Origin of the sequence: Bacillus cereus group sp. BfR-BA-01441 (genome assembly GCF_022663075.1) — a bacterium.
Taxonomy (GTDB): Bacteria; Bacillota; Bacilli; order Bacillales; family Bacillaceae_G; genus Bacillus_A; species Bacillus_A cereus.
Genome location: NZ_JAKUEU010000044.1, coordinates 32,626 through 44,223, shown reverse-complemented (window position 1 = coordinate 44,223; position 11,598 = coordinate 32,626). Strand labels below are relative to the sequence as shown.

Sequence of the window (11,598 nt, the reverse complement as noted above, 5' to 3'; positions counted from 1 at the left end):
ATGTTTTTGGTTATATTCAATTACTTTTTCTCTTATGTAATCACTATCTTCTTGGACCCATTGTTTTACTATTTTCATTTTAATTATCACGCTCCTTTTAAAGTATCTATTCAATTTAATAATCGTAATATCCTGTCTAACTTAATAGTCGTAGTGCACTGTTTCATTTCACTAAAATTTTAAAAAACCGTACTACATTTTATCTGTAGTATGGCTTTTTACCGCGTTTGATTCTTTTTAATTCAAGTTTCAACATATTAGTACAATAATTCAATTGTATCACTGCGAAAAAGAATGAACATTCCTAAACCAATTAGAACAATTGGAACAATAATATGACAATTGTTCTCAAGTACTTTAACTAGAATAGGAGTTCTTATCAATTTGTAGCTAATAAAACACCATATCGCTATCATGGAAAAAAGATTATTAATGTAACGATATTTGCTTCCAAGGATTGACTAGCGAACATTGGTATATAAATTGAGATATTGTCAGCTCCATTAGCCAATGTAATCGTAGCTACTTTAAATAATGACTCAGAAGTGTTATCAATGACTTCATTACTTTTGTTAGAACGAATCGAGGCTTCTCAAATCATTTCATTTTAAATTAAATAACTCTATTCTCTCTATACTAAAAAGAGCCCTATATTAGGACTCTTTTTAGTATTACGCCACTTTCCGATGTAAATGTTTTAGTTCCTTTTTCTTCTCTGCATTTGGTGGACGGATTAATATTGAAATAATGAAGGAAATAACACTTAAAACACCGATTATAATGAAAGTTGGTTGAAATCCCCCGAGTATCGCTCCAATAAATGATCCTGCAAGCGCACCAAATCCAAAACCTTGGTAGACAATCCCGTAATTTGTACTATGGTTTTTTAATCCAAAGAAATCTCCGACAATAGCTGGGAATATAGTTATATTACCGCCGAAGCAAAAGGCGACACTTGCTACACAAGCAAAATAGATTCCGTAATTTAGCGGAATAAAACTTAAAGTAAAGACTGACAAACCTATAATAATAAACGTTGCAGAGACAATTTTCATTCGGCCGATTTTATCTGATAACGTCCCAAGAATGATTCTACCTACTGTATTAAAGATCGCAATCATAGCAACGGCGTTTGCAGCGGTTGCTGCGCTAAGTCCAACGAGTTGTACACCGATATCTTTTACCATACTGATTAAATACAAACCACCCATACACGAGGTGAATAACATAAAAAATAGCAGATATACTTGTTTCGTTCGCATCATTTCACGCGGAGTATAGTCATTGTGTAATGTTTCAGTTACAGCATTACTTACAATTGCCTCACGTAAGAAGAACGATCCGATTAACACTAAAAGTAACACGATAATACCCCAATATAAGAATGCTTGTGATACACCAAGGTTATCGATAAGATTTCCGTTTATATATCTAAAGATTAAGCTGCCCATTCCATACGCTGATACAGATATACCTGAAATAAGCCCTTTCCGATTTGGAAACCATTTAATTAAATTAGATAGTGATGTAATATAAGCTGTTCCATCCGCATAACCAACAACGACACCAGCTAATAAATATAATAGTGGTAAGGAAGAAACTTGTGAACTAAGTATTAAGCCGAGTCCTAAAACAATTCCTGCAGTAGCAATAAGTTTCCGAAGTCCTAATTTTTTCTGTAACTTTGCTGCAAATAAAGTTGAGAATGATAAAGAAAAACTTGTTATAGAGAAAGTTATCGCTACTGCATTAAGATTCCATCCAAACTTACTTACAAGGGGTTGATTAAATAAACTCCATGTATAAATTGTTCCAAGTCCAATTTGAACAATGATTGTACCTAGAACAATTAGTAACGGATTTATAGAAGTTTGTTTCATACTAACTGTCCCCTTCTTTTATCTTGACATGAATTTTCACAGTTAGTATATCCATCATAAATTGCAAGATACTGTACGGAAAATGGTAATTAAGTTCATATACACAAAAAGACACTTCATAAAGAAGTGCCTTTTGCAGGTTATATCAGATGTTTCTAAAGAAAGCTTTGTTAAGATAAGCCATTTTCAAATGCTTATGTATATATGTTATCAAATAATTTCTTATATGTGATGAGACTTAAGACGTATTTTTCATTCATCATATAGTCGGATGAAAAATTAATATTCGATTTCATCAAAATCCTTCGGCTGCGGTACAGTTTGCATATTAGCTGCATCTTTAGGATCGCTATAAATCGCATTTTGCTCTGTATTTACATCTTTTATATTTTGTTTTTTATTTTTGTTCACTTTATCTTTCACTTTCAATCACTCCTTTTTGTTATAGGAGTAATTATGCCCTATTACCGTTACTAAATGTATCAGCGACTAAATTACTAAATTCACGTAGATAATATAAGTAATTATCACCGCCGTAGTTATATCTTTTGTTATACATTTTTGCAACAACTACATTATATTCAGGTATTACTAAAATGGTCGGTCCAGTAATCCCTAATATTTGATACGACCCTTTTGGAACACGTTCACCAAGTTCGCTTAATTGCGCAGGCTCATTTTGGATGAACCAAAACAATCCATTTTGTGGTAGCTCTTTGTTTATATATGTTGGACTCTGCAAACTCGTAGCGATTTTTATAACTTCTTTTGGAACAATTTGTTTACCATCTATCCCACCTTGATTTAAATGAAGATTGCCCCACTGCGCAAATTCTCTAGCTGAGACAAACAAATTTTTTTCAGTACCGTCATCTACCGTACCAATTTCACTAATTGCGTCTTCATTTGGATTATTAACAACGTCAACTAAATTTTCATCTCGCTGAACTCTCCAACCTGTTTCTTGAAAATTAGCAGGCTTAAACACACGCTCCTTTAACAATTCAGGAAAACTTTTGTTATATAGCTGATAAATAAGACGTGTCATCATTCTTACATTAATATCTCTATACGCCCATGATTGTCCCGGTGCAAATTCACGAAAAATTGTCCTGTCATTCGTTTCTTCTAATCCGTGCGAATGTGTTACTAAATGTCTTATCGTCGTTTTACTAAGCAATGCAGGATCAAAGTCTTTAAAATATTTTATCGCTTCATCATCAATAGAGTTTATTTTCCCCTCATAAAGCGCATACGCTATCATTAATCCTAAATAACTTTTTCTAGCAGAAGCAACGTTAAATTGTGAAGATGCTGTTACTCTCTTGGTTGTAGATGTATTTGAGTGATAACCACTATAATGCTCTAGTACGATTTTATTATCTTTTATAATACAAAGTGCTGTAGCAGAACTATGATTTTTTTCTTTTATATCCTCTACCCAAGAAATCAACTTATCATATGTATACAAATAAATCCCCCTTAATACACATCAAAATTACAGCATGAAAGAAAAGTGCAAAATAGTTTTTACACCTTTCTTTCATATAAAATAACTTGAATTTTCTATACTTAAATAATCCACCAGTTCCAGCAATTAAAGCAACTGAAACATCCTGCGCATCCTATGCATCCGCCGCAACGACCTGCACAACCACCACATCTACCGCCACATCCACCGCAACGTCCACCACAACCGCCACATCCGCCGCAACGACGTGCATCGTCTTGAATGTAATAGTATGGATATTGACTTTGTTGTTGATCCCAATACACAACATTGCCAGTTTGATAATCATTAAGGTTTAATGATTGTAGTTCTTGTTGAAACTGATTCATTATGAAACCCTCCATTTATAAATGTAAATTCCGTCCAAATATTAAAGTTAATAAATTCTTTTAAACAAAGTAGAAACAAGACTATAGACTAAATGCGTACATCAACAAAATATGAACTTACACTAGGTGATGTACCTTGTTTTTCAGCCTATTTTCTTTATATTCATTCGATGGACGTATTTACTATAAATAAAGTGATTTAAAAATTACTAATCCAACAATTTAGTAGTTCATCACTTAACTTTCTTTCTAGTAATTCCTTCACTAAAGGCATTGGCATGATTTCATAATGATTTAAGGCTTCTTTATTATAATCTATCCAGTGAAATGCTAAATGAGACTCGCTAGATTTCGGTGTTAAGTCCGTATGTAAATCTTGTGACTCTACTTCAAAAATGTGGTTAATTTCATGATGAAGCACTTCTTTATCTTGCCATTGATTTTCTATGACTCCTAAAAATTGTTGTATACTACAGTTTACTCCAAGTTCTTCTCTTAACTCTCTTTTTAATGCATTCTCTGCTGATTCTCCAATTTCAACATGGCCACCAGGTAAAAAATAATGATGGCCGATATATTCAGCAACTAATAATTTTTCATCTTTTATCATGACTGCTCGTACAATATGATGAAATTTACTTTTCAATTGATATTCCTCCTAGTTATTTAATGTATAGTTTCTCAAAATAGTCATTTAGTATTGGTATAATATAAATCATAGGTGTTTCATATGGATGAATATCATTAATAACTTCAAGAGCATCTTTTACAAGTTCTCGTTTACACTTTATTTCAACTTTACATTCTTGTCCTTCGCATATTTGACCAATTTCTCCATTAAAAGGAGATGCCTCTTCTAAAGGTCTCCAATATCCTTTCACTGAACTATAGGAAAGACAATGGTCATATTCGCCCGTTTTACATGCTCCAATTTTATTTAATTCATCCCTTAATGTTTCAATATATTCTTCAGGAATGAACACTTCAATTTTCACTTCAGTAAATTGCATATTTCATTTCACACCTTTACTTCTTAATAGTTAAACAAATAAACGGTATACTTGCTCACCATCATACTCCTGTCCTAATGATATGAAACCATATCGTTCATATAATTTCTTTGCAGAGAGATTATCTTTATGTACGGTTAATCTTATTTCTTTACACGATTTAAAAGTATTTTTTATTATATCAATACTTTCTTGTAATGCTGCTTTTCCATAACCATTACCTTGTTGCGATTGATCAATAATAAATCCGTTAATCCAATACATATCCGATGTCTCTATTACAACAGCATGCATAACAAAACCAACCATAAGGTCACCATCGTATATAGCGAATGGTATGTACTCTACATTGTCACCATCTGGTTTTATATATACTTTAGCAAGTGAAACTGCTACAGCGGGGACAAATTTTCTTTGATCTTCTTTAACTTGTAACTTTAATGCATCTTCCCAATTGTCTCTCGTAACAACCTTTAACTGGACATTCAATATTGTAAGCTCCTTTATCTAGAGGATGTATTTTTATATTCAACGCATTGAAATAATTCCCTTTTTCGACAGCAACTTATAACATAATTTTTATAAAATCTTGAATGAATTTTTCTGCATCTATTTCTAAAGCTATACGGGCTCCTTCAGATTTAGAGTTAGGGCGAAAATCAGCAAATGTTTGTCCTTTCGTATCTCCGTATGTATCTACATTTACTGTACGATGCACAAATTCAAAAAAACTTGGATTTACTAATCCGCTTATTGCAACCACATCATGTAGCAAAGGTCCTTCCATAGATGGATTAAGTTTTTGGTATGCGGATAGATAGTAGTCATACATTGGTTTCATTATCATATGAAATGGATTCTTTGCATTAGCTTGAATATAGTTAAATACATTTGGTGTTAACACAGCTTTGTTTGTTACATTTAAAGGGAATATGAATAAATTCTTTGCTTGATGGAAAACAATTTTACTTGCTATCGGATCTCCATACACGTTTGCCTCTGCTAATGGCGTAACGTTTCCTACTTCTAAAAAAACACCACCCATGAAATAGATTCCTTTTACATTTAGCATTAAATCATTCCATAAATTAAAAGCAATTGCTAACGAGGTAGATCTTCCTACATCAACAATCGTTAAATCTTTTCCGTACTTTATAAGAATCGCAGCAATACTGCCGAAATTATATATTGGAATAGATAATATATTTCCTGGAACATGGATGGGCCCTAATCCTTCTGCTCCGTGAATTTCAGGATAGTACGTAGTGATTTCTTCTGTCAGTGGTTTTGTTGCACCACTAATGACAGGAATGTCTTGTCTATTTGCTAACTGTAAAATATACGCTGCATTATGTGCAGCATGTATATGCTCAACATTTCCGTATCCGGTTACAATACCTACAATTTCAATTTCGGGATGCAGTAAACCATACATAATGGCAAATGAGTCATCAATACCTGGATCTCCGAAAAATAATACTTTTTCCAAGAAATACTCTCCCTTCATAAAAACATAGAGTCATCAATAACTATGTATATGAAAAAAGCAAGTATATCTATGCGAATTTTAGAATGGATAATGTTTTACAAAACATTAAAAAGGAACTAGCGAATGCTAATTCCTTTCTTCAGTAACCATTCTCAAATTTAATTAATTATCGTATCCTTCATAAATTGCATCATTTATTAGATTTTGTGTTTTTTTATCATCAGGTACAGGCTTCCACCAATTTCCTGTAATAAATAACATAGTTAATAAATTATAACTATCACTAAAATAACTTTCTCTCTTATTCTTCATCCAATCCCAACCACTATTTACCCACTTTTGATTATTGCTACTCGTTATACTTGCAGCAATAAACGGTGAAACAAATACAGCAGTTGGATAACTACCAATATTGGATCCATTTAATTGATAACCATCCACAATTTTAGAAGGATTTCCATTCGTTTTATTTTGAATCCATGAAGAGACTTTATCAGAAATGACTTTACTTCGCTTCTCGCCGTACATCGCATAGTCCATTACAATTCTTAAAGGTACTCGACTAGCATTATAATAATATGCATTTGTATATTCTGACTCATCTAAGAAGTCTTTAGGTGCGGGTTGTGGTGGGTTTTTTACAACGAAATCTGAAATAAGTCCTGTATTTGGAGAGTACTTATTACTAAATTGCGTATAAACATCGTACAAATTATTAATAACAGTAATCCAAGTTTTATCACCTGTAAATTCATAAAATGCTCTAAGGTGTGACATCATCCAATCAGATGGTCTCGTATCAAGTGAACTTTTAGAATCCCAATCTCCTAAATTTAGTCGGTTATTATTTGTAACATTACTAGCTTTAATACCTTTTGTAATCATGTCTTGTGCTTCTTTCAAATAATTAACTGTTCCATTAGATCCCCACTGCTTATGAGCAAGAAGAAGAGAATACGCAATATCTAAATCTCCATCAGTAGCAGAATCAAAATGACCTTGTGCTTTTTTACTATCTGCGACAACCCATCCCATTAAATTAGGATTTTGAGAGCTTTTAAAAGTTCTTGCTGTTTTAAATAATCCGTCATATATTTTTTGAGCATTCGAATCATAACCAGCCATTAATACTGTAATTATCATCCCATACCCTTGACCTTCTGAAGTTCCAAGTGGCTTAAACCCATCCGCATCACCTGTAATCTCTCCTTTTACGTAATAACCACCAGGTAAAGAAGATAAATCATTTTTCAAATATTTCTTTTTCCAATTATCGTAGTAACTTCTTACAGAAGCATTTAAACTTTCCTGTGTAACATGATTCGGTTTTATAACACCTGCATAATTAACTTGCTGGGGAAATGGTTTCATTTCCTTTGCAGCAGCTACTTGTTGATTAACTACGGGAATAGAATTTTGTATTGAATTGTCCGTTACACTTGCTGCGAAACTAGAATTAGAAAAACTAGCTAGTCCGATTCCTACAATAGAAATACATGTAAAAATATTTCTTTTTCCATTCATTATGTTGTCAGCTCCTTTTAAAATGCTTACTACATAAAATGTAACATACAATATTTAACTGAAATACAAAATATTATATTTATCAACATAAGAAAGAAACTATATAAAAAAGTATCATAAAATTATTATTGAATTACATTATACGGATTGATTATTTGCTAAATTCCTATGTTTTTCTTTTCTTAATACCGGTATATGAGCAATCACAATTCCAAGTATAGTAATTCCTCCGCCAATTATCGAAACTAAAGTTGGCACTTCTCCTAACCATATCCAAGCAATGAAACACGCAGTTATTGGCGTTAAATATAGAGAACTTGTTGCTTCAGAAGCACCAGCACGAAATATAATATAGGCCAATGCAATATACGGGAGTACTGTTGGAAAGACACCTAAATATATAACGCTCAAGTTAACTTCAAGAGGAGCTGCTAGTATTTCTTGATAAACTCCGGGTAAGAAAATAAGCATACATACAGTACTAGACAAAATTGTATATATGGTAAATGGTAAGAAGCCGTATTTTTTTAAGTAAGATGTTTGGAAAACGAAAAATAGACTTTCTGAAATCGCCGCTAATAATATAAATAATCCCCCGCTATTCAATTGAATAGCATCGCCCTGGCTAAATGAAATTAAGGCAATTCCTGCAAAACTCATGACACCACCGATCCAGCCATTTAATTTCATTTTTTCATTCAAAAAAACAGAAGCAAGAATTGCCGTTACTATTGGGGTGACTGAAATAATTAAACTTGCAGATCCAGCATTTACTGTTTTTTCGCCGTAATTTAATGCGATGTGATAAACAGTAAACCCTAAAGCACCAAATATAAAAATTGCTGGGATATCCTTTAAATCCGGTAGTCGTAGTTTGTATATAAATGAAAATAACAAAAGTATAAATGAGGCGATTAATAAGCGTAGTAAAGTAAGGTGTTCAGGCGTATAAGATTCAAGCCCCATACGAATTGCTGGAAAAGCAGTTCCCCATATAAGAATTGTAAAAGCGTGAGCACATATAATGCGTAAATCCCATTTTTTATTATGCATATTTTCTCTCCTTCCCTAAAAAAACAACCATTTTTAAATTACCAATTATTTCTTTTCATCATATTTAATAGTTGATACAATGTCTTCAACCAGTTATTTATCGGAAAAACCAACCACTTTGAATCTTTTAAATAAACGAAGGAGTTTTTTATATGACGACCGATAAAAAAGTGCCCAAATATCAGCAGATAATAGACTATATGAAAGAAAAAATTGAAAACGGAGAATGGCCAATTGGAAGTAAAATCCCTAGTCAGCGGCAGTTAGCAAAATTATTTCATGTAAATCGAAGTACTGTAATTACTGCGCTAGATGAACTTATAGCAGATGGTTTAATTCAAGGACAAATCGGAGCAGGAACAATTGTAATGAATAATACATGGTCATTATTAGCAACTAATCCTCCGCCCGATTGGAGTGAATATGTAAAAGCCGGTATTCATAAACCAAGTAAGTTAATGGTGCGAGAAATAAATGAAGCAGAAGCAAATAAAACGCTTATCCATCTTAGTAAAGGTGAACTTGCACCTCATCTTTTCCCGCTCGAAACTATGCAATCTATAATAAAAAACGTCAGTGAGGAATTAGATTATTTCGGATACGAAGAACAAAAAGGTATTTATCCGTTACGTGAAGCAATAAGCAAATATGTAAGATCATTTGGAATACATGCATCACCGGATTCTATATTAATAGTCTCTGGTGCACTCCAAGCATTACAATTAATATCGATTGGTCTTTTACATAGAAAATCAACTGTTTTACTTGAGCAACCTTCTTACTTATATTCACTTCATGTTTTTCAATCAGCAAATATAAATTTATCAGGTATATCAATGGATCATCACGGTATTTTACCTAACGACTTATTAAAACGAATTAAATATAGTCAAAAGAATAATATTTTATATTCAATCCCTTGTTTTCAAAATCCAACGGGGATATTGATGTCCAAAGAGCGAAGAAAAGAAATATTAAAAATATGTGAAAAAGAGCAATTGCCTATCATCGAGGATGATATTTACCGAGAGTTATGGCTTGTTGAATCACCTCCAGCTCCTTTAAAGTCGATGGATAAACATGGACATGTATTATATATTGGTAGTCTCTCTAAAACACTTAGCCCAGGACTTAGAATTGGATGGATAATCGGACCAGAACCTGTTATTGATAGATTGTCAGATATAAAAATGCAAACAGACTATGGATCCAGCTCTTTATCTCAAAGAGTAGCTGCTAAATGGATAAATGAAGGTTTTTATGAAGCACATGTAGCAAACGTAAGAATGCACCTGAAAGAACGAAGACAAATAATGATACGAGCTTTAAATAAATATTGTGCAGATATTGCATCATGGGATATTCCTAGTGGTGGATTTTTTATATGGCTAAAGGTTGTACATAACATTCCGATGAAAAAACTATTTTCAGAGGCACTATCAAAAGGAATTCTTTTAAATCCGGGACGTATTTATGAAGAAGAATCAGATCAGTACATTCGTTTATCATATGGATATGCTACTCCAGAACAAATGACTAACGGAATTAAATCGCTCAGTGAATTAATTCGGAAGTTAACAGCATAAAAAAATCCTCTTTTGTTTTTGGAGGATTTTTTTATGTATCTTATTTACCACAATTTCATTTCCTGCCCTAATAAAATAAGTTCTTCATAAGGATCTCCGTCAATATTTAATACTTGAGCAAAAGCAGGTTCTGTTTTTAAACCTTGTTCCTTTAAGTGAATAACTTCTTCCCTTATATGGGGATGCTGCATTAATAACATGTGCTCCACTATCATATGTCTATATGCATTTTGATTACGCACTGGCTTAGGTTGAGCAAATAATTCAAATTCAAAACCTTCGAATTCAAAATTCACCTTTATCGATTCAGTACCTTTAATTTTTTTCTTTTTTATGTTGAACCCTCCATAAGAACCATATAAAGATCTCATTTCCTGCTCAAAAACATCAAAATTATATACTTCCATTACAATATCTAAGTCAGATTGAGGAGTATCAATTCTTATAGGGATTGTCCCGCAAAGAACGGGATTATATAAAGCTAAATCCTCCATTATGTTTAGGCTATTCAAAACATCATATATTTTTTGTTGTTTCTCATTGCCAGATTGTAAATATGTAATAGATGTAAACATAGAAGTCTCTCCTTCATTTAACATAATAATCATCTCACTAAATATTTAAATCATTGGGTTTTGTTCTAGGAGTACCTTTATTTCAATATATTAAGCCGAACTAACTATATTTTTCAACTTTTCTCCTATACTGCAATACTATAAAAATAAAAAAGGAGGAATTATTATGAGCATTTTTAACATTCTTTTAACCATACACATCCTATTTGGAACAATATGCTTAATCACTGGTATTGTAGCGATGGTTGCCCAAAAGAAGAAAGGAAAACATACCGAATGGGGCGAAATATATCATGCATCCTATGTTGTCATTACCCTTACGGCAATAATATTATCCATTATCAACTGGGATAAAATCGCATATTTATTTTATGTAGCAATCTTCTCTTATTCATTTGCGATTTATGGATACCTTGCACGAAAAAAACGTTGGAAAAATTGGCTCCATCACCACATTAGAGGCATGTTAGGTTCTTATATTGGTGCAGTCACCGCGCTTTTAGTAAATGTCGGCATCCATATTCCCATTATAAATTTACTTCCGCCAATATGGTTTTGGTTTTTACCGACCTTAATTGGTATCCCCCTCGTAGCCAGTGTATCAAAAAAATATAAAAAGCGTAGTTGAAATTAATTACATTT

At 32.6% G+C, this 11,598-nt stretch carries 13 protein-coding genes and 2 pseudogenes; 2 read left to right on the top strand and 13 right to left on the bottom strand.

Features of this window, described 5'->3' with window-relative positions; translation table 11 throughout:
- The 12 genes and pseudogenes from MR107_RS18400 to MR107_RS18345 all read right to left on the bottom strand — a co-directional run.
- Nucleotides 1-87 (bottom strand): annotated as a pseudogene (locus MR107_RS18400) (GNAT family N-acetyltransferase); the annotation flags it as partial.
- Between the two features lie 170 nt (nucleotides 88-257).
- A pseudogene (locus MR107_RS18395) lies at nucleotides 258-586 on the bottom strand (cadmium resistance transporter); the annotation flags it as partial.
- 85 nt (nucleotides 587-671) lie between these two features.
- On the bottom strand, nucleotides 672-1,880 hold the full coding sequence (locus tag MR107_RS18390; RefSeq protein WP_025687535.1) for an L-lactate MFS transporter: 1,209 nt from the start codon (nucleotides 1,878-1,880) through the stop codon (nucleotides 672-674).
- Nucleotides 1,881-2,159: 279 nt separating this feature from the next.
- Nucleotides 2,160-2,303 (bottom strand): hypothetical protein, encoded by a 144-nt coding sequence (locus MR107_RS18385; RefSeq protein ID WP_000653680.1) that lies wholly within the window; start codon nucleotides 2,301-2,303, stop codon nucleotides 2,160-2,162.
- A 31-nt stretch (nucleotides 2,304-2,334) separates the two neighbouring features.
- Nucleotides 2,335-3,351, bottom strand: coding sequence for a serine hydrolase domain-containing protein (locus tag MR107_RS18380; RefSeq protein ID WP_000288894.1), 1,017 nt, complete (start codon nucleotides 3,349-3,351; stop codon nucleotides 2,335-2,337).
- Nucleotides 3,352-3,452: 101 nt separating this feature from the next.
- Nucleotides 3,453-3,719, bottom strand: coding sequence for a heterocycloanthracin/sonorensin family bacteriocin (locus MR107_RS18375; RefSeq protein ID WP_001071389.1), 267 nt, complete (start codon nucleotides 3,717-3,719; stop codon nucleotides 3,453-3,455).
- 199 nt (nucleotides 3,720-3,918) lie between these two features.
- On the bottom strand, nucleotides 3,919-4,365 hold the full coding sequence (locus MR107_RS18370; protein WP_000836832.1) for an NUDIX domain-containing protein: 447 nt from the start codon (nucleotides 4,363-4,365) through the stop codon (nucleotides 3,919-3,921).
- Between the two features lie 16 nt (nucleotides 4,366-4,381).
- Complete coding sequence (gene cutA / locus MR107_RS18365; protein ID WP_001160791.1) at nucleotides 4,382-4,729, bottom strand: divalent cation tolerance protein CutA; 348 nt, start codon at nucleotides 4,727-4,729, stop codon at nucleotides 4,382-4,384.
- Between the two features lie 30 nt (nucleotides 4,730-4,759).
- The gene (locus MR107_RS18360; RefSeq protein WP_001102671.1) at nucleotides 4,760-5,218 is read right to left on the bottom strand and encodes a GNAT family N-acetyltransferase; all 459 of its coding nucleotides are present in this window, start codon (nucleotides 5,216-5,218) and stop codon (nucleotides 4,760-4,762) included.
- Between the two features lie 76 nt (nucleotides 5,219-5,294).
- Nucleotides 5,295-6,218 (bottom strand): nucleoside hydrolase, encoded by a 924-nt coding sequence (locus tag MR107_RS18355; protein ID WP_000416786.1) that lies wholly within the window; start codon nucleotides 6,216-6,218, stop codon nucleotides 5,295-5,297.
- A gap of 162 nt (nucleotides 6,219-6,380) precedes the next feature.
- Complete coding sequence (locus MR107_RS18350) at nucleotides 6,381-7,742, bottom strand: family 8 glycosyl hydrolase (protein ID WP_048656835.1); 1,362 nt, start codon at nucleotides 7,740-7,742, stop codon at nucleotides 6,381-6,383.
- 138 nt (nucleotides 7,743-7,880) lie between these two features.
- The gene (locus MR107_RS18345) at nucleotides 7,881-8,795 is read right to left on the bottom strand and encodes a DMT family transporter (protein ID WP_242292584.1); all 915 of its coding nucleotides are present in this window, start codon (nucleotides 8,793-8,795) and stop codon (nucleotides 7,881-7,883) included.
- Between the two features lie 152 nt (nucleotides 8,796-8,947).
- Between MR107_RS18345 and pdxR the strand changes: the two genes are divergently transcribed.
- Entirely contained in the window at nucleotides 8,948-10,381 is a 1,434-nt protein-coding gene (gene pdxR / locus MR107_RS18340; protein ID WP_242292583.1) for a MocR-like pyridoxine biosynthesis transcription factor PdxR, read from the top strand.
- A gap of 44 nt (nucleotides 10,382-10,425) precedes the next feature.
- On the opposite strand, the gene MR107_RS18335 is transcribed toward pdxR, so the two are convergent.
- The gene (locus MR107_RS18335; RefSeq protein ID WP_048656837.1) at nucleotides 10,426-10,956 is read right to left on the bottom strand and encodes a DUF4269 domain-containing protein; all 531 of its coding nucleotides are present in this window, start codon (nucleotides 10,954-10,956) and stop codon (nucleotides 10,426-10,428) included.
- 166 nt (nucleotides 10,957-11,122) lie between these two features.
- Here MR107_RS18335 and MR107_RS18330 point away from each other — a divergent pair, with 166 nt between their 5' ends.
- Entirely contained in the window at nucleotides 11,123-11,584 is a 462-nt protein-coding gene (locus tag MR107_RS18330; RefSeq protein WP_000021744.1) for a DUF2306 domain-containing protein, read from the top strand.
- Nucleotides 11,585-11,598 lie beyond the last annotated feature (14 nt).

What these genes read in the sequence shown, in the direction of transcription:
- MR107_RS18390 (WP_025687535.1), bottom strand. Translation starts at nt 1,880, where the DNA reads ATGAAACAAACTTCTATAAATCCGTTACTAATTGTTCTAGGTACAATC.
- MR107_RS18375 (WP_001071389.1), bottom strand. Translation starts at nt 3,719, where the DNA reads ATGAATCAGTTTCAACAAGAACTACAATCATTAAACCTTAATGATTAT.
- cutA (WP_001160791.1), bottom strand. Translation starts at nt 4,729, where the DNA reads ATGCAATTTACTGAAGTGAAAATTGAAGTGTTCATTCCTGAAGAATAT.
- MR107_RS18350 (WP_048656835.1), bottom strand. Translation starts at nt 7,742, where the DNA reads ATGAATGGAAAAAGAAATATTTTTACATGTATTTCTATTGTAGGAATC.
- MR107_RS18345 (WP_242292584.1), bottom strand. Translation starts at nt 8,795, where the DNA reads ATGCATAATAAAAAATGGGATTTACGCATTATATGTGCTCACGCTTTT.
- pdxR (WP_242292583.1), top strand. Translation starts at nt 8,948, where the DNA reads ATGACGACCGATAAAAAAGTGCCCAAATATCAGCAGATAATAGACTAT.
- MR107_RS18335 (WP_048656837.1), bottom strand. Translation starts at nt 10,956, where the DNA reads ATGTTTACATCTATTACATATTTACAATCTGGCAATGAGAAACAACAA.
- MR107_RS18330 (WP_000021744.1), top strand. Translation starts at nt 11,123, where the DNA reads ATGAGCATTTTTAACATTCTTTTAACCATACACATCCTATTTGGAACA.